A 25,294-nucleotide genomic window follows, 5' to 3' on the forward strand; every position below is an offset into this window, starting at 1 on the left:
TGTTTTTAGTGCTAGTACGTAACAAATGTTTGCGTTATTTAGAAGCTGTTCTTATGTTTTTATTAGTCGTTTAGCTCATATTTCTACTTAATTTATAACAGAAAAATAAAAGGTATTTTCTCTGAGCTGACGAAATCTTTCTATATAAAATAGAAAGGAGAAACGTATGTTTCCTATTCTTCGTACACCTCGCACTACACTGCGTGAAATAACAGAAGCGGATGCAGATACTATTTTCGACTGCTTCTCTCAGGAAGAAGTTATCAAATATTACGGGCAAGAAAAATTCACAACTTTCCAAGAAGCTTTGGTGCTGATTGATATTTTTGCTGAAAACTACAGAAATCAAAAAGGTTTGCGCTGGGGAATCGAACGGCTCGATACGGGGGAACTAATCGGGACAGTTGGATTGAATCAGTGGAACCAAAAGCATAAGCGCGCGGAAATTGGCTATGAGCTACACCCTCAGCACTGGAGTCACGGCTATGCTTCGGAAGCTGCTTCGGCTGTTATGGCTTATGGATTTGATACCCTTCAGCTAGTGCGAATTGGAGCTGTCGTGTTTCTTGAAAACAAGGCATCTCAGCACGTGCTTGAAAAGCTCGGGTTTCAACAAGAAGGAGTGTTAAAAAACTATATGTATCAAAACGGAAAAGCTCACGATACGCTTGTTTATAGCTCCCTGCCTCCTACATAATAAAAAAAGGATTCTTTTTAAGAAAAGAATCCTTTTTCGTTTTATTTAAACGCCGTATACCCATCATCAGCCATGATGACACTGCCGTTTACAGCTCCCGCTTCTTCTAAGGACAGCAAATAAACCATATCTGCAATTTGTTTTGGATTAGTGAGCTCTCTGCTCATTGTTTTCGCTTTCATTCCTTCAATCATACCGTTGTCTTTATAGCCTTGAATAATAGGCGTATCAACAAATCCTGGCGCAACGGCGACGACGCGAATACCGTATTTAGCGAGATCTAGCGCAGCTGATTTTGTCATCATCACAACAGCTCCTTTTGTTGCATGATAAGCATACGTTCCGGGTGAGGCTAAGAAGCTAAAAATAGAGGCCGTATTGATAATGACGCCTTTAATACCTAACTCTCTCATTTTCCTGCCTGCTGCCATAATCCCATATGTAACGCCGTGCTGATTCACATTAATAATACGGTGATATTCTTCTAAGTCTTGATCTAAAATAGATGTAGGACGTCCAATCCCTGCATTGTTAAACATCACATCAATTCGTCCAAATGTATTCACCGTTTTCTCAATCAGTGCTTCCACTTCTTCAAACTTGGTGACGTCCGTTTGCACAAATAAAGCGTGGCCTCCAGCTTCTTCAATTTGTTGAAGAGTCTCTTTTCCTTTTCCTTCATCATAATCAGCAATGACCACTGCGTCTCCTTTTTGCGCGAACTTTAAGGCAGTTTCTTTGCCAATCCCGCTTGCTCCCCCTGTAATAACCGCTACTCGTTTTTGCTGCATGTTTCTCCCTCCTTGGTGAAAATTCCTTTCTTTTACATTATAGCATTCTTTTTTTCTATCAGCTGTTTCTATTGATTCCTTCATTGCCATAAAATTGATTAACTGGGGCATAGTTGAACGCCTTTTTTAATAAAAATCAGCATGTGTACAAGCAGTTTGGCGTTTTTTACATTTACTATAGGGTAAGGAGGTGATGGCTATGCATGAACACACAGGTAATGTATCTATTCCGCGTCCTCCGGATGTGGTGACAATTCTTTGGGAGCGAAATCCATTGGATAGACAAGCTCCTCGTACCATCGTAGAAGCAACGGTAATTGGCCGCGCAAATCCTTGCGGAGGCTCATTAGCTCAAGGCAAGCGCTACCGCACTGCAGCTCATTGTTTACTTGACAACGGCTTTGAACAAATTACTGCTGAAAGATTAGGGGTATTTGGAGTAGCTGTATTTGTTAGAGAATATTAAAATAGAAAAAGGGACTTTTCTGTAAGTTAGAAAAGTCCCTTCATACGTATTATGCGTGGAAATTCGTGCCGTCTGTTACAGCTTCAATTACTCCAGCGCGGATGACAAAGTCACCAAAGTGCTCGCCTTCTTCTCTTTCTTTTGCATAGCGAGGAAGTAAGACACGCAGTTCATTTAAAATTTCTTCTTCACTGATATTTTCACGGTACATTTTGCTTAAACGGCTGCCGTCAAATGCTGCTCCAAGGTACATATTGTATTTACCCGGCGCTTTACCAATAAAAGCAATTTCACCTAAAGCAGGACGTGCACAGCCGTTAGGACAGCCCGTCATACGAATCGTGATTTCTTTATCACGAAGACCGTTTTCATCTACAATTGCTTCAATTTTCTCAAGAAGAACTGGAAGATAACGCTCAGCTTCTGCCATCGCAAGCCCGCAAGTCGGAAGCGATACGCAAGCTAATGAGCTGCGGCGAAGAGCCGAATAATGCTTGCCGTCTGTTAATCCATACTGTTCAATCAAGTCACTAATTTGCTTTTTCTTTTGAGTGGATACGTTCGCGATAATTAAATTTTGATTGGCCGTTAAACGGAAATCACCGCTATGAACTTTTGCAATTTCACGAAGACCCGTCATAAGCTTATAGTCTTCAAAGTCAGCAATACGTCCACCTTGAACAAAAAGAGTAAAGTGCCATTTTCCTTTCACACCTTTTTCCCAGCCGTAGCGGTCTCCGTTATGATCAAAGTGATAAGATTTTGCTTCGTCTAAGCTCCAGCCCAGACGGTTTTCAAGCTCTTCTTTTACCGTTTCTAATCCAAGACGATCAACCGTGTATTTAAAACGCGCGTTTTTACGCACAGAGCGGTTTCCGTAATCACGTTGAATCGTAATGATTTTTTCCGCTACTTCTAGAATTTGGTCAGGTCGGCAGAAGCCAATCACTTTTGCAAGCTGAGGGTAAGTTGCTTTATCCCCGTGCGTCATACCCATACCGCCGCCGATTGCTACGTTAAATCCAACAAGTTTTTCGTCTTCTAAAATGGCAATAAAGCCAAGGTCTTGTGAATACACGTCAATATCGTTAGAAGGTGGCACAGCTACGCCAATTTTGAACTTTCTTGGCAAATAGAGCGGACCATACATTGGTTCCACTTCTTCTTCCACTTCCGGTGTGCTAATTACTTTCTCTTCATCTAGCCAAAGTTCGTGGTACGCTCTTGTACGAGGCAATAAATAATCACTTAATTTTTTTGACCATTCGAATACTTCAGCGTGCACTTCTGACTGATATGGATTCGGATTGCACATTACGTTACGGTTTACATCTCCGCAAGCTGCAATTGTGTCTAATAAAGAAGCATGAATTTCTTGAATCGTTTTCTTCATGTTCCACTTTAAAATTCCGTGCATTTGGAACGCCTGACGAGTTGTCAGCTTTAACGTTCCATTTCCGTATTTTTGTGCTAAATCATCCATCACTAGCCACTGTTCTGGTGTTGAAACACCGCCTGGCGTACGAACGCGAAGCATGAATTGGTAAGCTGGCTCTAGCTTTTGTTTTTGACGTTCATTACGAAGATCTCGATCATCTTGTAAGTAGCTTCCGTGGAACTTCATCAAACGATTATCGTCTTCAGAAATACCTGAGCTGATGCGGTCTAGCATTGTTTCTCCTAATGTACCGCGTAAATAATTACTTTCATCTTTTATGCGCTCAACGTCACTTGGAGGACCTTCGGGCGCTTTTAAAATTTTGTTTACCATGTTGAAAATCTCCTTTCAATCCTCAGTATACATCACGCTGATAACGTTTTTGTTTCTTCATTTCAGCAAGGTAAGCTTCCGCCTCTTCGCGGCTCATCTTGCCTTCTGTTTCAACAATTTCAACTAGCGTGTTGTGCACGTCGCGTGCCATATTTGTTTTATCTCCGCACACATAAAAAAATGCGCCTTCTTCTAACCACTGGAATAATTCTTTACTATGTTCAAGCATACGGTTTTGTACGTATACTTTTTCTTCAGTATCGCGTGAAAACGCCACGTCCATTTTCGTTAGCACGCCGTCTTTTAACCACTTTTGCCACTCTGTTTGGTAAAGGAAGTCTGTTACAAAGTGCTGATCTCCAAAGAACATCCATGACTTACCTTTTGCTCCTGTTTCTTCACGCTCTTGCATAAATGAGCGGAACGGAGCCACACCTGTACCAGGTCCCACCATAATAATCGGCGTTTCTTGGTTTTGAGGAAGCTTAAAGTTTTTATTGCTTTGAAGGTATACAGGAATCGTATCACCTGGCTGCAAACGTTCTGAACATAGGACTGAACAAACACCTTTACGCTCGCGTCCATGCGCTTCGTAACGTACTGCTCCAATTGTTAGATGAACTTCGTCAGGATTTGCTGACAAGCTGCTTGCAATTGAATAAAGGCGCGCTGGCATTTTGCGTAAAATAGCTACAAACTCTTGTGCTGATACGTTCCATGGGCCGAAGTCACGAACTAAGTCAATTACATCACGGCCTTGTGTGTATGCTTTTAATTCCTCGCGATTTTCTACAAGCGCTTTTAATTTATCATTTCCAGTAAGCTCAGCTGCTTGCTTTAAAAGCGGTTTTGTTAACACGGTAATTTCAAAATTAGAGGTTAGCGCTTCTCTAAGAGGACGCGTTTCTCCTTCTTTATTAACCGTTACACTTTCACTTGCATCCCACTTGAATTCGTTAAGAAGAAGATCAACAAGCTCAGGATCATTTTCAGGATAAATACCTAAACTGTCTCCTGGTTCATACGTCAAACCTGAACCTTCTAGAGATAGTTCTAAGTGTCGCGTTTCTTTATTTGATCCGCGGCCGTTCAAGTTTAAGTTCTCAAGCACTTCTGCTTTAAAAGGATTTGTTCTTGAGTACGGCGAAGTTCCTGCAGGAGCTTCCGCCGGAACAGCTGCCGAAGCGCTGTGTCCTTTCGCTTCGCTTAATCCGTCAATAACACCTTTAAGCCATTTATTTGCGGGCTCTTCAAAATCTAAATCACAGTCAACGCGCGGATACAGTCTTTCACCGCCAAGTTCTGCTAAGCGCACATCAAATTCTTTCCCTGTTTGACAGAAAAATTCGTATGAGCTGTCTCCAAGCGACAAGACAGAAAAACGGAAATTTTCAAGCTTTGGCGCTCGACGGCCGTGAAGAAATTCGTGGAAAGATAGCGCGTTATCAGGCGGCTCTCCTTCTCCATGTGTACTTACAACAATTAATAAATTTTCAAGTTTCTTTAAAGTATTTGGTTTGAAATCATTCATAGAAGATACAGTTACATTAAAACCTTTTGCTTCAAGCGTTTTGCCTGTATTTTCAGCAAGACCTTGAGCATTTCCTGTCTGTGATCCGTAAAGAATCGTTACGTCTTTTGAAATCGTCTGCTCCGCTTGAGCAGGCGCTGCTGTAGAAACGTCTGGCGTTCCTTCGGCAGACGTAGATTGAGATGCTGTTAAATAACCACTCAACCACATTTTTTGTGCTTCTGTTAATGTCGGCAGAAGGCGATTAAGCAAATCTGCTTGTTCTTGATTAAAAGGGCTGTTTACTACCTTAAGTTGCAACACTGTCCACCTCACAAAAATATATAATTTAAATATGTATGCTTTTACGAATCATCTTCAACAACATGTAATACCTGTGTCTAATTAATCAATGATGTTTCCCTTCATACATTATTATTCCTATAGATTATATCAAATTTAATTATATAAATCATTAGAAAATTCTTATCAAATTCGTCTACCTGCATTTTATCGGAGAAGAATAAATTAGTAAAATACATATAATTGATAAATAGTATTAAGATCATTAATAATTGAAGCTGTCGTTACGTTTTTTATAAATGCAGTTACTTCCATATCTGCTCATTCTACATCCTTCACACGAATATGAATATTTTGTAATTTTTAGAGAAGTTTTGTAGAAACAGTTTTCTTTCTCATCAGAATGTTACATAATAAATGTAACATTAATCCTTTTAAAAAACACTATACGTAAAAGACAGTATATTCTGAAATTTAGGACAGTTTATAGGTGAGCTAGCAACCTTTTATCTATTCATACACGGTGAAGAATATAAAGGGAAGCTTGCAGTACATACCATTCCCTTTTGCTCATCTCAAATGAAAGGACTGGCTTTTAAATCAGGTAATCTTTTTTAAGGAGGCTTCTTGAATGTTTTTACGAGAATTAACGAAAAGTGGGACGATAACTGTTTCTTACTATAAAGATGGAACGTTGCAAACGTGCAAAGGCCGCGTGCACAACTTAAATCTCCATCAGCAAATTCTATCCGTAAAAGACGAAAATGAAGCCGTTGTTTCCCTTTTGCTTTCTGATATTAAATCCATTCATTAGTATGTAAAATTAAGGAGGAATTACTATGTGGAAAGATAATAAGCAAGCGCTTACAGATTTTGTGACGGAAGATCGGTTTGAACTGAACTTATATTTATCGTATTTGCTTGATCAAATTTCGTATGACACGTCTAAACAATCCCCTTTTCTTCGCAAGCCTAATGAAACAACTAGTTAATATAGAAAAAAAGCGCACAAATTTGTGCGCTTTTTTTAATGTGATGGCTCTACTTCAGCAATGCCTTCTTCTGGTTTTTCTTCGGCTTTTTTATTTGAAAGCTTGATCTGTCTTAAGAACAATGTGCATACCGCTCCTAAAATAATAAAAGCTAAGCCCATGAAAAAGACGCTGTGCAATGCGCTCATTAGCGAGGTCTTCAAAATAGGCACAATGCTGTCTGAAAGCGCAGCTGGAATACTCTTTAGCGCCTCAGGACTAAACAGCATCTGCAGCACACTTTCAGGATTCGTATCAATCGCTTTTTTGAACCCGTCGGCAAAAGCGCTTGCTTGAGCAGGCAATGAGTTTAAATATGGAACGAGTTTGTCAGTAAGAAGCGTACCTGATTTGGCGTTCATTATCGCTCCTAAAATGGTAATACCGAACGTTCCTCCAATTGAACGGAAAAATTGACTTGATGATGTAACAACACCGAGCTCTTCTTTTGAAAAGCTTTCTTGAAGAGCAAGCGTTAAAATTGGCATTACAAGACCCATTCCTAAACCGATTATGGCCATATAAGAAGTAGCAACAAGCTTGCTAGTATGAAGGTCTAATGTTGTTAACAAGAAGAACCCTCCTGCCATAATGAGCATACCCGTAACGATTTGAGGCTTGATACCAACTTTATAAACAAGCTGACCTCCAATAATACTCGTTACAATCATTGAAATCATCATTGGTGTCATAATGGTACCTGATTCTGAGGCGCTGACTCCAACGATTCCTTGCATAAAGAACGGAACAAATGTAATAGCTCCGAACATACCAATGCTCATAAAAAAGCCAATGATATTTAAAAGCGTAAACGTTCGGTTCTTAAATAAATACATCGGAAGAATCGGTTCTTTAGCTTTCGTTTCCACAATAATAAAGCTTATGATCCCAGCAACAGCAAGTGCAAACAAACTAATAATCTGCCAAGAGTTCCAGTCGTAGTCTTTTCCTCCAAAGCTCAGGGCCAGAAGCAAGCTTACTACTCCGATAACCATTGTGAACATACCAGCTACATCGAATTTAACAGGTCCTGTATGTTTTTTTCCTTGAAGTCCGAGCGCAATAAAAACGGTAGCGAGTATCCCTACCGGCAAGTTAATGTAAAACACCCATTTCCAGTTCAATGAATCAACAATCCATCCGCCAATTTGCGGACCGATGACAGAAGCAAGACCATAAATTCCTCCGAATACTCCTTGAAACTTTGCTCGTGCTTTTCCTGTAAATAAATCACCGATTACAATCATTGCCATCGGCATCATAACGCCGCCGCCAATTCCTTGTAATGCACGGAATAAAATAAGCTCTGTCATATTATTTGCCATCCCGCATAAAGCAGAAGCCACCATAAAAATAATAAGTCCTGTAACATAAATTACTCTGCGTCCTACTAAATCAGCGAGCTTTCCTGCAATCGGAACAACCGTTGTTGACGTTAATAAATAGGCTGTTGTCAGCCATGTCATCATGCTTAAACCACCAAGATCTCCTACGATTCTTGGCATAGCTGTTCCGACAATGGTTCCATCAAGTGCAGAAAAGAACATCGCAATAATTAACCCAATTAATAAAAGCGTGCGCTTTGAATTTTTTTGATTTTCCATCGTGTGTCTCTCCTCTTTTTTGTTACTGCTGCTTATCTTTATAAGAAGCAGCTGATGTTGCAAGCTTTTTCGTAATAGAAGCCATCATGGAAAGCTCTTCTTCTGTTAGATGCAAAAGGTAGCGGTCCATAATGGCTTTTCGACCATTTAGCACGTCTTCAAGTTTGCGATGCCCAAACTCCGTTAAGGTAATGTCAACAACTCTTCTGTCTTCTTTATTGTGTTCTCTTACCACAAAATTGTGCTGTTCAAGACGATCCACTAAAAGAGTCACGGCGCTCGGTTTTACATCCATTAGCTCTGCAATTTGAGAAACCTTACTGCTCCCTACTTTCTTTAAATAAGAAAGAACAAATAATTGCGTAGGAGTCATCTCATGCTCATTTAGGCTCTCCATCATTTCGGGCTGCATTTTTTCAAATAGCACTTGAAGCGATGAACGAATCTCCCCAAGATACTGATTGCTTTTTGTCACATCTATTCCTCCAGGCTTGCTTATTTATTTCATGTTATAAATAGTTAATGCTAATTAACTATAAATGCATATAAACTAAAAGTCAATTATTTCTTTTTTAGTATTGACCCTTACGCTGCGTTATATTTTATAGTAGATTTCAGAAGGGAGATGAAAGAATGAACAGAAAAGTAAAAGAAGTGGCTGACTTAGTAGGAATCAGCGTCCGCACGCTGCATCACTATGATGAAATCGGGCTATTAAAACCTGATGCTGTCAGTGAATCCGGCTACCGGCTTTATTCACCGGCCAATCTTGATATGCTTCAGCAAATATTATTTTTTAAAGAACTTGGCTTCCCTTTAAAACAAATTCACGAGATTATAACAGACCCAACATTTAATCGCACAGAAGCGTTAATACTGCAAAAAAACATGCTGATTGAAAAACGCAGTCGGCTCGATCAAATGATTGCAACCATTAATAAAACGATTCAATATGAAAAAGGAGCGATTGAAATGAACGAAAAAGAGCGGTTTAAAGGGCTGGATTTTTCGCATAACCCATACGAAGAAGAAGCCCGGAAGCGCTGGGGAAATCAGCGGGTAGATGAAGCGAATGAAAAAGTACAAAGCTTTTCACATGAAGAACAGCAGCGCATGTCAAACGAATGGAAAAGTATCTACACTCACTTAGCTTCTCTGCGTGATCTGTCACCATCCTCTACAGAAGCTCAAAAAGCCATTGAGCAATGGTATCAATTTTTAAATGAGAACTTTGGAACGTATTCGTTAGAAGCCTTTAAAGGTCTTGGAGAGATGTATGTACAAGATGAGCGGTTTACAACCAACATCGATCGCTACGGAAAAGGATTAGCGAAATTCATGAACGAGGCGATGAGTACATTTGCTGATGCTAAAAAACAATAAATCAAAAGAGAGTGAGATATAACTACATCAATTATATGAAGCCTACGTTCATCACCACAATGGAAAAATCCGAACGATGAATCGTTCGGATTTTCATTCACTTAACATACTTTTGTCTCAGCCTCTTTTTATAAGTGAAGACCCATAAGCATTGTATTGTAGTAGACGCCATTTATATAGGTGTCTTTTTCTTTTAATCCTTCTGTTTGAAACCCTAGCTGTTTGTATAAAGAAATAGCTCTTTGATTATCTTCTCGCGTTACAAGTTCGATTTTTTTTGTTTGTTTATTCATACGTGCCCATTCAATCAGCTCAATCATTAGCTGTCTTCCTAGCCCTAGCCCGCTATAAACATTCTCTACCACGATACCAAGGGTACCCACATGCTTATTACGCGGGTTTTGAGACGAGGTGATGGATGCAATACTAATGATTTTCTCTTCTTTTTCAGTCACGACTATAAGAGAGTTTTGCTCTTGTTTTACAGAAGCTAAAAACACTTCATACTCTGAAACTGGTCTAAGAAACTCCCCTTCTCCAAATGAAAGAAAATCACTTTCTCCTCCCACTCGATTGTAAAAAGCAATCATTTTCTCTGCGTCTTTTGATTCTGCTTCTCGAATGGTGACGCCTATACCATTCTTTAATGTACGTAAACTCATATATCTATCTTCCTTTTAGTTATTCTTGTTTGCCTATATGGGTTTTAGCGCTGTTTTTCTCTCCACTGACCTAACCACATGCGATTTCCTAAAGCCGTAAAATCATTTTCGTCGGCGTAGCGTTCAATGACGGAAAGCGCGTTGTCCTCAAGCATTGGTGAATAGCTCATAATTTCTAAAATATGATGTGCAGCCCATAGGTCAATTCGATAAGTAGGATTCGTCAGCAGTGTTGAAAATTCAAAGAGCATGCCTGGATAGTATAAATGAATGAGCTGCGCAATTTTTTTTATATCTTCTGCAGCTCGGTTTCCTTTTTTTACAGATTTTTTATCTCAATAATCGATTTCATAATGAATTTTTGCGCTTTTTTGATAAAGATCAACTAGTGTTTCGTACGTACGATGTTTCTGCATTTCTCATCTTCCTTTGCTTCTAGATTTCCTCGTTTGAAGATGCTATAGTTCATTTTTAGGTTTCATATATTCAAATAAATGCAGCAAAAATATGATGCTTCCGCCAATGCACATCACAAAACTTAACGTAGCAGGATACTGAATAAAGAAACCGACAACACCAAAAATCAGCATAGCAAGCGCTCCTATCATCATAAACAGATGATAAGCCGGTGTATTTTCTTCATTATTCATACATAACTCCTTTTCACTATTTTTTAAGTTATTAAAAAGATATGACACTTCTTTTGGACTATGATCTTTTATTTTGCTGCCGCTTTATTTCTTTAGCTTAGCACGCAGTAACGTGAGAAGGCCTCCTCCAAACATGACGCCACCCACAATTTGATACAGGTGTATGTAGCTTTTTACCGTTTCAACATACAGATCTGTGTCTACATTCCCTTTACTTTCTAGCCATTTTTGGCCCATTGCCTGACCCGTTGCAACGCTTTTTAACAAAACGACCAGGCCTCCGAGCATGACAACGGCGGCGATCATAAGCTGTACCTTTTCTTTGTCATCTAGCATTTTTTTGAATTCGTCTGCCATCTATCTCTCTCCCATCCTTACCTTGTTATGTATCTACTTGTTTGTAATCATGCTGTTTTTTCTCTATTATAACGCTCAACTTGGTCATTATAACACGGTTTTGCACTGCCTTTAGTCTTACTTTTCATAAATGAAGCCATTTTGGGTGATACTATTTTTGAAACACAGGCGTCTTTAACATCCCTTCATTATTTTTGAAGGGTTACTAATTGAGGTTGATACATGCTTATATTTTTAGGGATTTTTTTACTTTGTGCAGCTGTTTGTTTAGTGGAAATACCTTATTTAAAAAAAGTGAACAGTCAAAGAGAAAAGCGAATTTTTTGGAGTTTGTTCACAGTAAGTATTTTAATTGTTAGTTTAAAATATGGCGGTGTGGAAATCCCTAACCCTGGAGACGGCATTGCTTTTTTATTAAAACCTTTTAGTGATTTTTTGTTCAGTCTGTTGAAGTAAAAGGAAGTGAACAACGTGCATAGTCAGATAAAATTATCCGCAGCACAGTTTCGAATACTCGTAATTTTTTATAGTTTAGGCGACACTATTTTAGTCGTACCTGGAAGCTTAACGGCTGATTCTAAACAAGAGGCATGGATTCCAGCCATTTTAGGCGTAGGTGTAGGCGTTTTTCTTGTATGGATGTATATCAAACTTTCTAGCCTTTATCCGAATAAAACCCTTGTAGAACTAAACGAAGCCATTTTAGGCAAGTGGCTAGGAAAGTTTGTCTCTCTTTTATTTGTCGCTTCTACTCTTCTTTTTTGCAGTCAAGTTTTGTTTTACGTGGGCTCATTTCTAACAACTCGCATTATTATTCAAACGCCTATGCTTGCTGTTCATATTTTGTTTATGGGAATTGTGATTGTCGGCGTTCGTCTTGGCATTGAAACGATTGCCCGCTGTGCTGAAATTCTCTTTCCTTGGTTTGTTATTCCGTTTTTAATCTTAGTTTTTTCGATCTTCCCTCAAATTCATTATGAGAATTTGCAGCCTTTGTTAGAGGTAGGCGTTAAGCCTATTATTAGATCTATTCTGGTCTTTACAAGTATTACGTCTCTCACTTTTATTGTATTGCTGACCGTTTTCCCTGCTCACGTAGGGGAACCTGATCAGCGAAACCGCGCTTTTTTTACAGGAAGCTTAATCGGTGGAGGCATTATGATTATTATTTTATTACTTGGCATTCTTGTACTTGGAAATACGTATACACGTATCGCTTTATATCCAAGCTATGAGCTTGCAAGGCGTATCGAAGTTGCCGATTTTCTGAAAAATATTGAAGTAATCATGGCCATTATGTGGTTTTTATCTCTTTATTTCAAAACGTCTCTCTACTATTATGCGACCGTTTCCGGACTCGCTCAAATTCTTGAATTAAAAAACTACCGAATTTTAACTCTTCCGCTAGGCATTATTGCCGTTACATTTTCACTTATCGTGTATCCAAGCATTCCCTATGAACAAACGTGGGACAGAGATACGTGGATTCCGTACAGTCTGTTATTTGGACTATTTTACCCTCTTGGGTTATTAATAGTTGGGAAAATTCGCGTAAAGCATTCGGCGTCTTTATCGAAATAAAAAGAAATTGAGACATAACGAAATCCATCCAATCAACAGCTAGAAGGAAGCTACATGCATGGAACTTAGATTCATCCTACCAATAAAAAAATCCGAACGATGAATTGTTCGGATTTTCCCTCAACGAAACTACTTTGTTTTACCCTCTTTTAAAAGAACACGGTTATACTCACTAATCCATTCCACAGCATATGTAAAATCATAGATGGGAAAATAGATTTTGTTCGATAATAAATAATGGCGAAAACAAGTCCCATGACGGTAGCTGTAATCGGAAAGCCAATATGTAAAAGACCGAATACAAGAGCGGAAACGAAAATGCCCACAAGCACGTGATGGCGTTTGGTTAAGAAACCACATAAAACACCTCTATAAAGCAGCTCTTCTTTAATAGGCGTGATAACTGCTACACTTATAAAAAATATCCAGCTTGAAAGCAGCGTTTGATTAAAACTGCCTTGATTTAAATCTTTTTGCTGCTGATCTGCGCTTTCTACGTTTAAAAATGAAAGCATCACGTACTGCACCGCGGCTACAATTAAAAAGCCTACCACAATATATACATACGTTTTCCCTTCTTTTAATACCGAGACGTTCCACATAGGTTTTAAAAATCTGCGCACAGGTCTATAAAGCACCGCAACCCCTAGAAAAAATGCCGCGTCTACAAGCAGAGCATATGGGCCTTCTAATAAAATTCCTGTCATATTTGAACCCATAACTTCATCGTAAATAGCTAATCCAATTCCGGCTAGGATTTGCAGTCCAAAGCCCAACACGATAAATAGAAGCAATGTGAAGTAAGTAAACTCTTTTTTCTTTTTAGGCTTTAAAACCGGTTCTGAATTTGTTGATAACGTACTCAAAATAGCAACCTCCAAAAATGATTCTTTCTCTCTAGTGCTCTCAAAATTCTATCATAAACTCAGTTTAATTATGTTATTTTTTAGGAAAAAAGTTATATTTTTTCACATTTTATACACAAAGGCAGGGCTTCAAAAAATAAATGCGCTAACCAAATTAGTTGTCAACTTCCTTATATTTGATTACGCTTGAAGAAATCTTACCGAAAGTGAAGTGAAAAAATGGCAAACATTTTAATGATCAACTTTCCCGCTGAAGGTCACGTAAACCCAACGCTTGGAATGGTAAAAGCTTTTTCAGACCGAGGTGATACAGTTCATTACATTACGGCCGAGCGTTTTAAAGAGCGCCTTGAAAACGCCGGGGCTATCGTACACATTCACCCAGACTTATTAAGCGGTGTATCCATCAAGCCTGAAACTCCTCAAGGAATCAACGCTTTTTTAAACATCCACATCCAAACGTCTTTAGATACGCTGAAGCTTGTTCATATATTATCAAAAAAAATTGAATTTGATTTTGTGTTTTACGACAAGTTTGGAGCAGGCGAATTAGTGCGTGATTATTTGCGGATCCCTGGCATTGTATCATCTGCTTCTTTTTTAATGCCGAAAGACCGCTTAGCAATGATGCCTCTTCATCCTGATTCAGACGTTCCATTTCAGCCGGATGAACAAGCTCAGTACGGGCTCAGCCTGCTTAAAAATCAGTTTGGCATAGAGCCTAAAAATCTGCTTCAATTTATGAACAATGAAGGCGAATTAACGGTCGTGTACACAAGCCGCTTTTTCCAGCCGCTTCATGAACATTTTGATGACTCGTGTTTATTTATTGGGCCAAGCTTTCCAAAGCGTCACCGCTCTCATGATTTTCCGTTAGAAAAGCTGAAAGACGAAAAAGTTCTTTATATTTCAATGGGAACGGTACTTCATGACGTAGAAGGCTTTTTCAACCTTTGCATCGACGCATTTAGCGATTTTGATGGAAAAGTTGTGATTGCAGCAGGAGACCGGGCCGATTTTAAAAGAATTAAAAAAGCGCCAGAGCATTTTATTATTTTGCCCTATGTTCCTCAGCTTGACGTGTTAAAAGAAGCGGACGTTTTTATCACGCACGGAGGCATGAACAGCGTAAACGAAGCTATTCATTTTAACGTACCGTTAGTCGTTTTACCTCATGGCAAAGATCAGCCGATCGTTGCTCAAAGGCTCGTGGAACTAAACGCTGGTTATCGCTTAGCAAAAGAAACGGTAAATGCCTCTCTTTTAAGAAGTGCCGTTGACGAAGTTGTCCGCGACGACTCCTATAAAAAAGGAATTAAAGAAATCAACGCAAGTTTCCAGCAGGCATCTGGCCCTGCCGCTGCAGCCGAACAAATTGTCAATTACGTAGTGAAGCAACATTCATAAAGAAAAGGTGCACTGATGTGCACCTTTTCTTTATAAAAACAGCCATGTACAAACTGTATATATGCCGATGATTAGTAAACTGACGACTGTAAGGAAAATCAATGCACATCCAGCTACAATAAGTTTATCAGCTCATTTGGATACGTAACGAGCAAAGCGTGCAGGTTGTCTCTCACTTCCCCAAGTTCTCTTCTTTGATATCTCGTTGAGTATTTTGCCTTGTTTTTTTGATACTACATAGCTCATAAGCCTCTCCTTTTTAGGTGTTTATGCTCATTTTAACAAGGGTACAATGAACTATAATTGATTTTCGAAGGGGCTCGTTTATGAACAATGATCTTTTACTCATTCAAGAGATAAAAAACCGAAAGAAAGAAGCACTTCATCAGCTTTACAATCGATATGAAACGCTTTTGTATCGTCTTGTCTATTCAGCAGTAAAAGATCCACATGCTTGCGAAAGCATCTTAACAGAGCTATTCAAAGAAATTTGGCATTCCCCTGATCTTTTGGTCAAAGAACGTACTCTTTCTCTTTCCTTGTGCAAGCAGTGTGTAAAAAATATAAAAAAGCACAGCCAGAACTCAGAGAAGATTTCGTCGTAAATCATTTTTTTGCTGTACATACTATGAATACAAATCCATATGACTGAAATAATCGAAAATATGATGTAAATCTGTAATCTTTATGCTATGAGTGCTGTAAGCAACGATTATTTCAGCCAGCATAAGAACAAATAAAATGGCCAATAGCACCTTAACAAGCGGAAATTGTCGGAACTGAGGAGAAAAAAGCAGCTTACTGACTGTATACAAAAACAGCAGGATAAAGTAAATCATCATGGCATTGGTCGCCTGAAGGGGCACATTCCAGACAAATATGTACACGCTGAATGTCAAAATTAAAATAAACGACATTTCTTTCCCGCTAAAAAAATCACTCATTGCGTAACACCTTTTCTTGTTCATGAATGAATAAGAAATTATAAACTCACGAAACATTAACGTTATTTTTACAACAGTATACACGATTTTCCTGTTAATTTCTATATACCGGTGTATATACGGAGCTGCTTTTAGCGGATTGGCGTCATGTTTTTGAGTGCAATGGGTTATAGTAACAGGGAAAGCTCATAAAGGAGGTATGGATAATGGAAAACACAAATCAATTTGTTCAAAAGCTGAACGACAATCAAGAAAAGCAGCTTAAAAATAAGCAGGGTCAAGCTACTGGCCACCCAGAGAAAAAACTTCCTAACAAACAGCATTAATATTGTAAAAGCTGGCTGTCAAAACAGCCGGCTTTTTTTGTGATCATTTTTCGGAAGTCGAAATGTTTGAAGATAAAACAAATCCCCTGTTACAATAAACTGAACCCGCTGCAAAAACGTTCGCAGCTATACTTTCCTCTTAAGGAGCTGAATATAAAATGAGTAAATTTGAAAAATTATTCCAACCAACAAACATTGAAGCATTTGATCTACACACTCGTACAGCAATGGCACCGATGACAAGATGCTTTGCTGATCCAGAGACAGGCGTAGTCGGTCAGGACGTTGTAGACTACTACCGTCGCCGCGCAAAGGATGGTATTGGCTTAATTATTAGTGAAGGAATTGTTATCAGCGAACGCGCAAAAGGAAATCCTGGCGTTCCGGGTATCTATACACAGGAACAAATTGATTCATGGAAGCCTGTAACAGAAGCTGTTCATGAAGAAGGCGGCACGATTATTGCTCAAATTTGGCACGTTGGCCGCTTGAGTCATCCTGAGTTAATCAATGGACATAAACCTCAGGCACCTTCTGCTATTGCAGCACAAGGTCAAGTGCCTCGTTTCCGCAAGCCCTACGAAGAGCCTGAAGAAATGTCAAAAGAAGATATTAAAGAAGTTGTAGGACAGTACGCTCAAACAGCTAAAAATGCCATTGAAGCAGGTTTTGACGGCGTTGAAATTCACGGTGCTCACGGATATTTAATCGATCAGTTTAATTCAGACTGGTCTAACAAACGCACGGATGAATACGGAGGCGACCTTGCACAGCGATTAACGTTTATGAAAGAAGTGATTTCTGCTGTTATTGACGCCATTGGAAAAGAGCGCGTTGTGATTCGCTTCTCTCCTCATAAGCTTGATAAACCAGACTACCGCTGGGATGATACCGAAAAAGCCATTCAAACGTATACAGAAGCTTTTAAAGAAACAGGCATTGAGATTATTCACCCGTCTATGCTTGATTTTTACGAAGATGTCCAAAACGGCCAAAACCTTTATGAAATCACGCGTAAGTACTGGGATGGACCGATTATCGGCGTGGGTGATTTAACGCCTGAATCAGCTGAAAAAGCGCTTCAAGCCGGCTGGATCGACGTAGCTGCTATTGGCCGCCCGCTAATTTCAAATCCTGATTATTTACACCGCATTAAAAACGATGATGCTCTTGTCGAATACGATGCTAAAAAACATTTACCAGAGCTTATCTAAAAAAAGCTGAAACAAAAATATTTTAGCTCAAATGAAAAACGAACCACTGATCAGCATGTTTAATCAGTGGTTCGTTTTTTTGTTATGGTGAATGTAGTTTCATCTGTTTCGTTACGCTACGTCTCAACCTCTTTTTTATTCATTAACGTATGACTGAACTTCTTGTTTCCAAACAGCATAGCCTTGGCCTTTTAAATGAAGACCATCCACCGTGAAACTACTTTTTAACTGATTGTTTTTGGATACTTTCGAATACAGGTCAATGTAAGAAGCATTATGTTTCTTAGCGAGACGCTCTACATAGTTGTTTAATGCGATAACATCTTTATTGTCCACTGCGTCGCCGCATTTTTTATTGTTGACGGGCAGTACACTTTGAATATAGACTTTTGTATCCGGTGATTCTTTATGAATACGCTCAAGAATTTCAGCGTAATTGGCTTTGGTTTTTTTTACAGATTTTTGCTCATTTAAATCGTTAATGCCAATCATTAAGAAAATCTTTTTTGGTTTAGCATCTGTAATGCTTTTTAAACGATGCAATACCCCTTCAGTTGTATCATCGGCTACGCCTCGATTGACAATCTGCTTATTATGAAAAAGTTCGCTCCACTCAGAGCGCTGGGTAATGCTATCACCGAGAAATACGATGGACTCTTTAGGAATACTTAATTGCTTGAACAAAGTAGTCCGTTCAATGTAATAAGGATTGTCTCTATAGCTTTGCTTAGACGAACCCTTAGATGACAGCGGATTTTTCATCGCGCTGCTGCTTGTTGCATAAAAAGCAAAAACACCTATGAAAAGGACATTTAAAATAATGGAACTGATAAATACAACTTTCTTTGTTGAACTCACGAAAACGACACTCCTGTACTTTGTATGGTTTTTAGATAACTCTACGATGATATAGTAAAGCTTCCTGTTAACACTCTTTCCCTCCATACAAGACATTTAATCATTTTTTGTAAATAATGATTTTACATAAAAAAGAAGCGGCGCTCGAAAGCGCCGCTTCTTTTTCTATAATATAAGGGGTTAAAACGTACTTTTATTATAACATATAGTCTATGGTCATATTTTCCTCTATTAGAAAATAGTTCTTATGTCGTTTCTTTTTCCAGCTGTTTTTCTCTTTTTACTTGTCTTGCGAAGAAGAGTTCGTATACAACTGGAATAATAATTAAAGTAAGAAGAGTAGATGACGTAAGTCCTCCAATTACCGTGATGGCTAAGCCTTTTGAAATCAGCGTTCCGCTTGACGTAGTAAGCGCCAGCGGGATTAAAGCAGCAATGGTAGCAAACGCCGTCATTAAAATTGGACGCAATCGCGTTTTCCCAGCTTCAATAAGGGCTTCGCGGATTGTCATGCCTTTTTGTTCACGATTTTGGGTAATTCGATCTACAAGCACAATCGCGTTTGTTGTAACGATTCCAATCAGCATTAAGAATCCGATCATGACGCTGACAGACAGCGGTTCTTTTGCAATGACAAGACCAACTAACGAACCGATTGGCACAAAAATGAGTGACGATAAAATGATAAATGGAATACGCGCTTTTCCAAACGTAACGAGCATTGTTAAATACACAAGGCCGATTGCTGTTAAAATGGCTAGACCTAGAGATTGGAAGACTTCTACTGTCTCGTCGCTTCCGCCTCCTCCATCCAAGCTCACATCTTTCGGCAAGTCTAGCTTTTTCACTCCATCTACAACATCTTTGGTCACAGCTTGAACATCATCGCCTTTGATGTCTGCTTCTACTCGCGCAAATACTTTACCGTCGAGCTTTTGAATAGAAGTGAACGTATCAATTGTACGAACGTCAGCGATATCTTTTACTAACACAGGCCCTCTCTCTGTAAACACTTGCAGGTCTTTAATTTCTTTTACTGAGGCAAGGTCTTTATCGTACGAAAGCTGAACCGCTCGTTTTGTATTATCCAATTTTAAGTCTCCAACCGATACCGGTTTGGTTTGATCAGAGATTGTACCGAGCAGCTGAAATCCAGATACCCCGTACTCTGCGGCTTTATCAGGATCTACTTCTACTACAAGCTGCTTTTGCTTATCTGAGAAGTTATTTGTTACATATTTAAGACGTTTGTCTTTGTTTAAGTGGTTTTCCACTTGCTTAGCTGCCTTTTGCAAGTCATCTAAATTAGAAGAATATAAATCAACCGTCACGTTATTATTTGTAGGCGGCCCTCCTGTTGATGCTTCTTGCACATTAACTGTTGCTTTCGGTGATTCTTCTTTCGTGATGCTTTCCATTTTCTTTTGAACTTTATCAATAAACGTATCGACATTCACGCCTTCTTTTACATTCAAGAAATAGCCAACTTGGTTCGGACGTTTTACACCTGTTGAAAAGTCACGTGATCCAACTTCCGTTGTCACGTCTGAAATTTCGTTTTGGTCCGCAAACATCTTTTCAATTTTTAAGGATACATCGTTTGTTTTTTCAAGGGACGTAGATGCCGGTAATTGAACGTTGGCTTGAAGCATTTTTTGTTCTTCATTTGGAATAAACGTAAAGCCAAGTGAAGGAACAAGCGCAAATGATCCAAACAGTAAAATAAAGGATAAAATCAAAATTTTGATTTTATGATTAAGCGACCATGCAATCGCTTTTGCATACCCGCGCTGCAGCTTTCCTTCTTTTTCTTCAGGCGGTACTTTTTTAAATGCAAACTTTGCGAGAATCGGCACGATTGTAATCGCTACAAGAAGAGATGCTAACAGTGAAAAAACAACTGTTAAGGCAAACGGCAAGAAGAACTCTCCTGTAATTCCTCCTACAAAGCCGATTGGCAAGAATACGACAACCGTTGTAATCGTAGACGAGGTAATCGCTTTTAAAATCTCTTTTGTGGACGATTCGACAAGCTCATTGCTCATGCCTTCTTCTGAACGGCGAACGCGTCTGAAAATGTTCTCAATCACAACAATACTGTCATCTACTACGCGCCCAACGGCTACAGCCATTCCACCTAGTGTCATAATATTAAGCGAAATATCAAGCTGGTTTAAGAAAATAGCTGATACTAACAGCGATAATGGAATCGATATAATCGCAATGATTGTCGCACGGAAGTTACGCAAGAAAATCAGCACGGCGAGTGACGCAAATAATGCCCCGAGCAATCCTTCGCGTACTAATGTTTCAACAGACTTTTCAATGCCGTCAGCTGAGTCAAAGCCAATTGCGTAGTCTAACTGATCGTCATATTTTTTCAAAATCTTCATCGTTTCGTTGGCCACTTCAACCGTATTAGCGTCTTGCTTTTTTGTGATGGCCATCGACAGCGCATCTTTGCCGTCATAGCGTGTATATTCGCCTTGTTCTGTTACGGCTTCGACTTTGGCAATATCGCCAAGTTTCACAGGCTGTGCTTCAGGGTTCATCGTGGATTTCAGCTGGATTTTCTTTAATGCATCGATCGTGGCAACTTTTTCTTCTACTCGCACTGGAATTTGAAGCTCTTTTCCGTTTAATGTTCCTGCTGGGAAGGAAACGGCTTTTTGATTAATTTGTTCTTTCATCCCATCAAGCGTTAAACCAGCTTGAGCTGCTTTTTCTTTATCGACCGTAATTTGTAAAAGGTCCTCTTTCACACCGCCAACTGAGACGGAGTTAATACCTTGAATTTTATTCAATTCAGGAATCACTTCATCGTTTAATACTTTTTCAAGATTTGCATCATCTTTTGCAAACAGTGAAATGTTGAAAATAGGGAAGGAACCAAATGAAAAACGGTTTACGTCTACATTTGATGACTCTGGCAAATCTAATTCTTTTATCGACGAGTTAATTTGTTGTTCAACTTTATCTAAATCCGTATTAAACGGGAATTCTAAATTAATAATACCGACGTTTTCATATGATACGCTTTGTACGCTTTTAACGCCTTCAATTCCTTTTACTTGGTCTTCGATTTTCGACGTGACACTTTCATTTACGTCATCAGGAGAAGCCCCAGGATACGTTGCTTCAATGGACAGCTGCGGAAATTCGATATTCGGCAGTAAATCAATTTTTAGTTTTGAAAATGAATATAGCCCCGCTAAAATAAGTAAAAATGAAACGATAAACACAGCTACCGCATTTTTTAAACTAAATCTCGTCAAAAAATTCATCTTTTTCCTCCGTTACGTAACTAAGTTATTTGAGAAGCCTTCATCCTTTAATAGCTGCAGACCCGTTTTATTTTTTTAAACAATTTTAGAGTACCCATGGGTCAGTTTTTCGTAAAAAAAACTCACCTCCTTTCATGTGCTGATGAACTGTCTATACAAACTGAAATTTGATGGTCGCACGCTCCCCCTGGAAGCGAGATAAAGGAAAAGCCGTCTTGACCATATAAATCCCAGCCTTCAAAAAACGAGCTGTCATGAAACATATCTAGCGCATACCCGTTAGAAAACGCAATTCGAAGTATACCGATATCTTCATACCACTGTATAGAGAGAATGCGCTGGCCAAGCAGCAGCGCTTCGACTTGCTGACGCTGCTCAGCGGAATGTAGCGATTTCCAGTCTGCTTGACCAAGCAAGATGCTGCGTTTGTTTTTTAGTCTCCATGGACATTCTGCCACAAGTCCGCCTTTACTAAATCCAAGAGAAAACGGCAGGGTGTTGTCTGTGTTTACCTTGGTAACGGTTTGTTCTTGAAAATATGAAAAATTAATTACTGTGCTGCTGTTATTCATCATATCCCTCCATTATCAACCAGTACCGACGAGTCATTTTTGGGTCTCAAAATAGCAACCTTCAATGTATAAGTTCACAATGAACTCCGCATAGTTCATGATATCTTCTTCTGTTATATCATCATCGGAAACGATATCCATCCTATACCCATTTAACATGCTGCAAAACGCTTTTGAGTGTAAAAAAGCGTTTTTTATTTTTTGCTCTTCAATCAATTTAGCAACAAGCCCGTGATAATCCTCAAAAAATTGATGAAGACGACCCATCATTTCTGGCATTTGGTGAGGGGCTTGCCAAAAAGAGTCCGGATATTTTTTAGTTTCGTAAAAAAAGAGCAGGTGATGTTTCGCAACTGAATAGAGCTTTTCGTGAAACGTTTGGCATTTATCTGTTCTTCGCTTTGCATGATACAAAAACTCATCAAACGAACGATTATTAACAGCGATATAAAGCGACTCTTTAGACGAAAAGTACAAATAAAGCGTTCCTTTAGATACACCCGCTAGTTTAGCAATATCAATCATTTTTGCTTCATAGTAACCTTTGGATCCGAACACTTCAAAAGCAGCATCTAAAATTTTCTCCCGCTGCTGTTTTCGGTTTGTCATGATAAAAATCCTCTCATACGTTTTCGATACTATACATATAAAATAATTAAAATAACTTGTCAACACGTAGTGTGCTTCTTTATACATTGCATCACAAGAGTATGTCAGTTTTTTAAACACAACACTTCTATAGCGCAAATTAAAGCGTTTTCGACTTTTTTGTGACAGATACAAATGATGCTTGTATATGAAGAGCTTGCTATGGTACATTTTTGTCATCGATACAGAAATTTATTCCGTCGTTACGGGAGGAGAAAACATGGTTCTTACATCACCAATCGGTCGCCTGCGCTTAGTAGGAATTTTAGAAGGAATTTCATTTTTACTGCTGCTTGGCATTGCTATGCCGCTAAAATATGCAGCAGGCATACCCGAAGCTGTATCAGTTGTAGGCGCAGCACACGGTGCACTTTTTGTGCTGTATGCCCTTGCAGTCGTTCATGTAAAATTCGCTCATAAATGGTCAATCGGCCGATCTTTATTTGCATTTCTTATGTCGGTTATTCCGTTTGGTCCTTTCATTTTAGAGCGCCAGCTGAAAAAAGAACAGTAAAAGAAAAGAACGTCACGGACATCATGTTTCCATGACGTTCTTTTTTCTTACTGTTCCGCACTATTTTCGCTAAAGTGGTCAATCGTTTTCCACCACTTCAGTGAGTGAGGTTTTAATAGCATTCCAATTTCTTCTGGACTAATTTGCTGATCTATAATCATTTCATGCATTGCTTGAAAGAGTCCCGTTGTAACAGCTTCTTTCACATCAGATTCACCTTCTATATACAGCTGTTCAATCGCTTCAAACACATCCGGTTCACGTTCGAGCTGGCCGTTATATTCAAGAGAGATCAAATGACCCGCTACTCGGCTTAATTCATGCTGCAGCTCTTCTTTATCGTTGAAGTTGATTTCTTCGCTTGGCTCAAAAGATGGGCAAGCTTCTTTTAGTAATGGAATAACCTTTTGTTTTGTAATCATATCTAAATTCCCTGCCTTTGCATGTGTGACAAATTCTCTATTCTTTACCCTTTTCTCTTTTTCTATAAACTTGTTTTACAAAACTTTACCGTTTTCTACAACTACTTCTCCTTTTTTCACTACGCTATCAATATGATTCAAACCATACTGATATTGAAGGGTTCGATAACTAGAGACATTAAAAATCGCTAAGTCAGCTTGTTTTCCGGCTTCAATACTCCCAATCTTATCTCCTTGGTTAATAGCATGAGCTGCGTTAATAGTTGTGGCTACAAGCACTTCTTCAGGACTCATGTTCATATTCATACATGCCAGGTTCATCACAAATTGCTGTGAAGTCGTTGGAGATGAACCTGGATTGCAGTCTGTAGAAAGAGTAACCGGAACGCCTAAATCGATCATTTTTCTAGCATCTGGCCATTTCATTCCAACAAATAAGGAGTTTCCCGGTAAAAGTGTGGCTACGATCCGTTTTTCAGCCAGTTTCTTTAATCCTTCATCAGAAGCATACAAAAGATAATCTGCTGATATCGCTCCTACCTCTGCTGCGAGCTCTGCTCCTCTGCAGTATTCAAAGGGGTCGGCATGTATTTTAGGAAGCATGCCATGGCTTTTCCCGGCTTCGAGTATTTCTTGACATTGTTGGAATGAAAAAGCATTTGGAAGACATACAGCATCATTAAATGCTGCGAGCTTATAAGAAGAAATTTGAGGAATCATTTCGTGAATAAGTAAATTGACGTATTTCTGCGTATCTCTTTTATATGCTAAAGGTACGACGTGTGCTCCTAAGAAGGTGCTTATGACATCAACTGTGTGTGTATCATTCAGCATTTTAGCGATTTGCAGCTGCTTTAGTTCTGTTTTTAGTTCTAAGCCATATCCGCTTTTCACTTCTACAGTTGTGACTCCGTGAGCTAGAAAAGACGTAAGACGCTCATAGCTCTGCTGATAAATCCGGTACGCATATTCTTCCTGTGTTTGAACGACAGTGGAGTGAATACCTCCACCTTCTTCTAATAAATCCAAGTAAGAAGTTGGTCTTTCAAATCGCCTATAAAATTCTTCTTCACGCGATCCAGCGTACACAGCGTGTGTATGGGGATCAATCAGACCCGGAGTTACAATTTTGTGAGAAGCATCAATAATCGTTGCGTCATTCCTGTCTCTTTCATATTTTTGTTCTAGCTCTTGTGTTGTACCTACGGTCACAATTTGATCTCCTTCTATCCAGACTGAGCCATTTTCAATCACCGTCAAGTTTCTCATTTCTTTTCCAGCTAAAGGACCTTTATTTTCTTTGGCCGTTACAACTTGCGAAGCATTTTTAATCCATAGCGCTTTTTTGGACATCGTTGAATTTCCCCCTTTTCTAGCGTGTACCACGTTTTGGGGCTCCATGTTTACCGTAAACTCATTTAGATTCACCTACA

28 protein-coding genes and 1 pseudogene are annotated in these 25,294 nt (G+C 39.1%); 12 read left to right on the forward strand and 17 right to left on the reverse strand.

What is annotated here, in order from left to right; all coding sequences use genetic code 11:
* Window positions 1-166 precede the first annotated feature (166 nt).
* Entirely contained in the window at window positions 167-697 is a 531-nt protein-coding gene (locus tag LJY09_RS15755) for a GNAT family N-acetyltransferase (protein ID WP_155010023.1), read from the forward strand.
* Window positions 698-738: 41 nt separating this feature from the next.
* Here the strand turns inward: LJY09_RS15755 and LJY09_RS15760 are convergent, their stop codons facing one another.
* Window positions 739-1,488, reverse strand: a complete 750-nt coding sequence (locus LJY09_RS15760) for an SDR family NAD(P)-dependent oxidoreductase (RefSeq protein WP_221816806.1) — start codon at window positions 1,486-1,488, stop codon at window positions 739-741.
* Window positions 1,489-1,687: 199 nt separating this feature from the next.
* Here LJY09_RS15760 and LJY09_RS15765 point away from each other — a divergent pair, with 199 nt between their 5' ends.
* Window positions 1,688-1,954 carry a hypothetical protein gene (locus tag LJY09_RS15765; protein WP_029714425.1) on the forward strand — a complete coding sequence of 89 codons (267 nt, stop codon included), beginning with the start codon at window positions 1,688-1,690 and terminating at the stop codon, window positions 1,952-1,954.
* Between the two features lie 49 nt (window positions 1,955-2,003).
* On the opposite strand, the gene cysI is transcribed toward LJY09_RS15765, so the two are convergent.
* Entirely contained in the window at window positions 2,004-3,725 is a 1,722-nt protein-coding gene (gene cysI, locus LJY09_RS15770; protein ID WP_099000333.1) for an assimilatory sulfite reductase (NADPH) hemoprotein subunit, read from the reverse strand.
* Window positions 3,726-3,747: 22 nt separating this feature from the next.
* Complete coding sequence (locus LJY09_RS15775; RefSeq protein WP_099331124.1) at window positions 3,748-5,556, reverse strand: assimilatory sulfite reductase (NADPH) flavoprotein subunit; 1,809 nt, start codon at window positions 5,554-5,556, stop codon at window positions 3,748-3,750.
* Window positions 5,557-6,169: 613 nt separating this feature from the next.
* On the opposite strand from LJY09_RS15775, the gene LJY09_RS15780 reads away from it, so the two are divergent.
* On the forward strand, window positions 6,170-6,352 hold the full coding sequence (locus LJY09_RS15780; RefSeq protein ID WP_013083869.1) for a YolD-like family protein: 183 nt from the start codon (window positions 6,170-6,172) through the stop codon (window positions 6,350-6,352).
* 25 nt (window positions 6,353-6,377) lie between these two features.
* Entirely contained in the window at window positions 6,378-6,530 is a 153-nt protein-coding gene (locus tag LJY09_RS15785) for a hypothetical protein (RefSeq protein WP_165573525.1), read from the forward strand.
* Between the two features lie 35 nt (window positions 6,531-6,565).
* Here LJY09_RS15785 and LJY09_RS15790 read toward each other — a convergent pair whose 3' ends face one another.
* Complete coding sequence (locus tag LJY09_RS15790; protein ID WP_155010020.1) at window positions 6,566-8,173, reverse strand: MDR family MFS transporter; 1,608 nt, start codon at window positions 8,171-8,173, stop codon at window positions 6,566-6,568.
* 22 nt (window positions 8,174-8,195) lie between these two features.
* Window positions 8,196-8,648: a MarR family winged helix-turn-helix transcriptional regulator gene (locus LJY09_RS15795; RefSeq protein ID WP_013057798.1), complete on the reverse strand. Its 453-nt coding sequence runs from the start codon at window positions 8,646-8,648 to the stop codon at window positions 8,196-8,198.
* Between the two features lie 158 nt (window positions 8,649-8,806).
* Here LJY09_RS15795 and LJY09_RS15800 point away from each other — a divergent pair, with 158 nt between their 5' ends.
* Complete coding sequence (locus LJY09_RS15800) at window positions 8,807-9,556, forward strand: MerR family transcriptional regulator (protein WP_165636519.1); 750 nt, start codon at window positions 8,807-8,809, stop codon at window positions 9,554-9,556.
* Window positions 9,557-9,684: 128 nt separating this feature from the next.
* Here the strand turns inward: LJY09_RS15800 and LJY09_RS15805 are convergent, their stop codons facing one another.
* From LJY09_RS15805 to LJY09_RS15820, 4 genes are all read right to left on the reverse strand, one after another.
* Complete coding sequence (locus LJY09_RS15805) at window positions 9,685-10,218, reverse strand: GNAT family N-acetyltransferase (protein WP_165636518.1); 534 nt, start codon at window positions 10,216-10,218, stop codon at window positions 9,685-9,687.
* Window positions 10,219-10,262: 44 nt separating this feature from the next.
* Window positions 10,263-10,469: a hypothetical protein gene (locus tag LJY09_RS15810; protein ID WP_228307321.1), complete on the reverse strand. Its 207-nt coding sequence runs from the start codon at window positions 10,467-10,469 to the stop codon at window positions 10,263-10,265.
* Between the two features lie 207 nt (window positions 10,470-10,676).
* Entirely contained in the window at window positions 10,677-10,868 is a 192-nt protein-coding gene (locus tag LJY09_RS15815; protein ID WP_014459359.1) for a hypothetical protein, read from the reverse strand.
* 84 nt (window positions 10,869-10,952) lie between these two features.
* Window positions 10,953-11,225: a hypothetical protein gene (locus LJY09_RS15820; RefSeq protein ID WP_028414407.1), complete on the reverse strand. Its 273-nt coding sequence runs from the start codon at window positions 11,223-11,225 to the stop codon at window positions 10,953-10,955.
* Window positions 11,226-11,447: 222 nt separating this feature from the next.
* Here LJY09_RS15820 and LJY09_RS15825 point away from each other — a divergent pair, with 222 nt between their 5' ends.
* On the forward strand, window positions 11,448-11,681 hold the full coding sequence (locus LJY09_RS15825; RefSeq protein WP_028414408.1) for a hypothetical protein: 234 nt from the start codon (window positions 11,448-11,450) through the stop codon (window positions 11,679-11,681).
* A 15-nt stretch (window positions 11,682-11,696) separates the two neighbouring features.
* Window positions 11,697-12,806, forward strand: a complete 1,110-nt coding sequence (locus LJY09_RS15830; RefSeq protein ID WP_028414409.1) for a GerAB/ArcD/ProY family transporter — start codon at window positions 11,697-11,699, stop codon at window positions 12,804-12,806.
* Window positions 12,807-12,955: 149 nt separating this feature from the next.
* Here the strand turns inward: LJY09_RS15830 and LJY09_RS15835 are convergent, their stop codons facing one another.
* Window positions 12,956-13,672, reverse strand: a complete 717-nt coding sequence (locus tag LJY09_RS15835; RefSeq protein WP_228307322.1) for a CPBP family intramembrane glutamic endopeptidase — start codon at window positions 13,670-13,672, stop codon at window positions 12,956-12,958.
* A 219-nt stretch (window positions 13,673-13,891) separates the two neighbouring features.
* On the opposite strand from LJY09_RS15835, the gene LJY09_RS15840 reads away from it, so the two are divergent.
* Together LJY09_RS15840 and LJY09_RS15845 are read left to right on the forward strand one after the other, a co-directional pair.
* Window positions 13,892-15,079, forward strand: coding sequence for a macrolide family glycosyltransferase (locus LJY09_RS15840; RefSeq protein WP_028414411.1), 1,188 nt, complete (start codon window positions 13,892-13,894; stop codon window positions 15,077-15,079).
* 326 nt (window positions 15,080-15,405) lie between these two features.
* Window positions 15,406-15,684, forward strand: a complete 279-nt coding sequence (locus LJY09_RS15845; protein ID WP_028414412.1) for an RNA polymerase sigma factor — start codon at window positions 15,406-15,408, stop codon at window positions 15,682-15,684.
* 21 nt (window positions 15,685-15,705) lie between these two features.
* On the opposite strand, the gene LJY09_RS15850 is transcribed toward LJY09_RS15845, so the two are convergent.
* Entirely contained in the window at window positions 15,706-16,023 is a 318-nt protein-coding gene (locus LJY09_RS15850) for a hypothetical protein (RefSeq protein WP_028414413.1), read from the reverse strand.
* Between the two features lie 206 nt (window positions 16,024-16,229).
* On the opposite strand from LJY09_RS15850, the gene LJY09_RS15855 reads away from it, so the two are divergent.
* Both LJY09_RS15855 and LJY09_RS15860 read left to right on the forward strand, forming a co-directional pair.
* A complete protein-coding gene (locus LJY09_RS15855) occupies window positions 16,230-16,349 on the forward strand; it encodes a DUF4023 domain-containing protein (protein WP_155010016.1) in 120 nt (39 codons plus the stop codon).
* 173 nt (window positions 16,350-16,522) lie between these two features.
* A pseudogene (locus LJY09_RS15860) lies at window positions 16,523-17,563 on the forward strand (alkene reductase); the annotation flags it as partial.
* A 135-nt stretch (window positions 17,564-17,698) separates the two neighbouring features.
* On the opposite strand, the gene LJY09_RS15865 reads toward LJY09_RS15860, so the two are convergent.
* The 4 genes from LJY09_RS15865 to LJY09_RS15880 all read right to left on the reverse strand — a co-directional run bounded on the left by LJY09_RS15865 (window position 17,699) and on the right by LJY09_RS15880 (window position 22,886).
* A complete protein-coding gene (locus LJY09_RS15865; protein ID WP_155010014.1) occupies window positions 17,699-18,421 on the reverse strand; it encodes a GDSL-type esterase/lipase family protein in 723 nt (240 codons plus the stop codon).
* Window positions 18,422-18,666: 245 nt separating this feature from the next.
* On the reverse strand, window positions 18,667-21,705 hold the full coding sequence (locus LJY09_RS15870; RefSeq protein WP_028414416.1) for an efflux RND transporter permease subunit: 3,039 nt from the start codon (window positions 21,703-21,705) through the stop codon (window positions 18,667-18,669).
* A gap of 122 nt (window positions 21,706-21,827) precedes the next feature.
* Window positions 21,828-22,277 (reverse strand): DUF6188 family protein, encoded by a 450-nt coding sequence (locus LJY09_RS15875; RefSeq protein ID WP_028414417.1) that lies wholly within the window; start codon window positions 22,275-22,277, stop codon window positions 21,828-21,830.
* Window positions 22,278-22,310: 33 nt separating this feature from the next.
* Entirely contained in the window at window positions 22,311-22,886 is a 576-nt protein-coding gene (locus tag LJY09_RS15880) for a TetR/AcrR family transcriptional regulator (protein ID WP_028414418.1), read from the reverse strand.
* A gap of 259 nt (window positions 22,887-23,145) precedes the next feature.
* On the opposite strand from LJY09_RS15880, the gene LJY09_RS15885 reads away from it, so the two are divergent.
* Entirely contained in the window at window positions 23,146-23,439 is a 294-nt protein-coding gene (locus LJY09_RS15885) for a DUF3817 domain-containing protein (protein ID WP_013083888.1), read from the forward strand.
* A gap of 47 nt (window positions 23,440-23,486) precedes the next feature.
* On the opposite strand, the gene LJY09_RS15890 is transcribed toward LJY09_RS15885, so the two are convergent.
* Both LJY09_RS15890 and hutI read right to left on the reverse strand, forming a co-directional pair.
* Window positions 23,487-23,861, reverse strand: a complete 375-nt coding sequence (locus LJY09_RS15890) for a DUF7674 family protein (protein ID WP_099331127.1) — start codon at window positions 23,859-23,861, stop codon at window positions 23,487-23,489.
* A 75-nt stretch (window positions 23,862-23,936) separates the two neighbouring features.
* On the reverse strand, window positions 23,937-25,214 hold the full coding sequence (gene hutI, locus LJY09_RS15895; RefSeq protein ID WP_099331128.1) for an imidazolonepropionase: 1,278 nt from the start codon (window positions 25,212-25,214) through the stop codon (window positions 23,937-23,939).
* Window positions 25,215-25,294: the final 80 nt, after the last annotated feature.

Source organism: Priestia sp. J2 (assembly GCF_020790095.1).
Taxonomy (GTDB): Bacteria; Bacillota; Bacilli; order Bacillales; family Bacillaceae_H; genus Priestia; species Priestia zanthoxyli.

Excerpts from the sequence above, each read along its gene's own strand:
- LJY09_RS15755 (WP_155010023.1), top strand. The coding sequence starts at position 167 with ATGTTTCCTATTCTTCGTACACCTCGCACTACACTGCGTGAAATAACA.
- LJY09_RS15760 (WP_221816806.1), bottom strand. The coding sequence starts at position 1,488 with ATGCAGCAAAAACGAGTAGCGGTTATTACAGGGGGAGCAAGCGGGATT.
- LJY09_RS15765 (WP_029714425.1), top strand. The coding sequence starts at position 1,688 with ATGCATGAACACACAGGTAATGTATCTATTCCGCGTCCTCCGGATGTG.
- cysI (WP_099000333.1), bottom strand. The coding sequence starts at position 3,725 with ATGGTAAACAAAATTTTAAAAGCGCCCGAAGGTCCTCCAAGTGACGTT.
- LJY09_RS15780 (WP_013083869.1), top strand. The coding sequence starts at position 6,170 with ATGTTTTTACGAGAATTAACGAAAAGTGGGACGATAACTGTTTCTTAC.
- LJY09_RS15785 (WP_165573525.1), top strand. The coding sequence starts at position 6,378 with ATGTGGAAAGATAATAAGCAAGCGCTTACAGATTTTGTGACGGAAGAT.
- LJY09_RS15790 (WP_155010020.1), bottom strand. The coding sequence starts at position 8,173 with ATGGAAAATCAAAAAAATTCAAAGCGCACGCTTTTATTAATTGGGTTA.
- LJY09_RS15800 (WP_165636519.1), top strand. The coding sequence starts at position 8,807 with ATGAACAGAAAAGTAAAAGAAGTGGCTGACTTAGTAGGAATCAGCGTC.
- LJY09_RS15805 (WP_165636518.1), bottom strand. The coding sequence starts at position 10,218 with ATGAGTTTACGTACATTAAAGAATGGTATAGGCGTCACCATTCGAGAA.
- LJY09_RS15810 (WP_228307321.1), bottom strand. The coding sequence starts at position 10,469 with ATGCTCTTTGAATTTTCAACACTGCTGACGAATCCTACTTATCGAATT.
- LJY09_RS15815 (WP_014459359.1), bottom strand. The coding sequence starts at position 10,868 with ATGAATAATGAAGAAAATACACCGGCTTATCATCTGTTTATGATGATA.
- LJY09_RS15820 (WP_028414407.1), bottom strand. The coding sequence starts at position 11,225 with ATGGCAGACGAATTCAAAAAAATGCTAGATGACAAAGAAAAGGTACAG.
- LJY09_RS15825 (WP_028414408.1), top strand. The coding sequence starts at position 11,448 with ATGCTTATATTTTTAGGGATTTTTTTACTTTGTGCAGCTGTTTGTTTA.
- LJY09_RS15840 (WP_028414411.1), top strand. The coding sequence starts at position 13,892 with ATGGCAAACATTTTAATGATCAACTTTCCCGCTGAAGGTCACGTAAAC.
- LJY09_RS15845 (WP_028414412.1), top strand. The coding sequence starts at position 15,406 with ATGAACAATGATCTTTTACTCATTCAAGAGATAAAAAACCGAAAGAAA.
- LJY09_RS15850 (WP_028414413.1), bottom strand. The coding sequence starts at position 16,023 with ATGAGTGATTTTTTTAGCGGGAAAGAAATGTCGTTTATTTTAATTTTG.
- LJY09_RS15855 (WP_155010016.1), top strand. The coding sequence starts at position 16,230 with ATGGAAAACACAAATCAATTTGTTCAAAAGCTGAACGACAATCAAGAA.
- LJY09_RS15870 (WP_028414416.1), bottom strand. The coding sequence starts at position 21,705 with ATGAATTTTTTGACGAGATTTAGTTTAAAAAATGCGGTAGCTGTGTTT.
- LJY09_RS15875 (WP_028414417.1), bottom strand. The coding sequence starts at position 22,277 with ATGAATAACAGCAGCACAGTAATTAATTTTTCATATTTTCAAGAACAA.
- LJY09_RS15880 (WP_028414418.1), bottom strand. The coding sequence starts at position 22,886 with ATGACAAACCGAAAACAGCAGCGGGAGAAAATTTTAGATGCTGCTTTT.
- LJY09_RS15885 (WP_013083888.1), top strand. The coding sequence starts at position 23,146 with ATGGTTCTTACATCACCAATCGGTCGCCTGCGCTTAGTAGGAATTTTA.
- LJY09_RS15890 (WP_099331127.1), bottom strand. The coding sequence starts at position 23,861 with ATGATTACAAAACAAAAGGTTATTCCATTACTAAAAGAAGCTTGCCCA.
- hutI (WP_099331128.1), bottom strand. The coding sequence starts at position 25,214 with ATGTCCAAAAAAGCGCTATGGATTAAAAATGCTTCGCAAGTTGTAACG.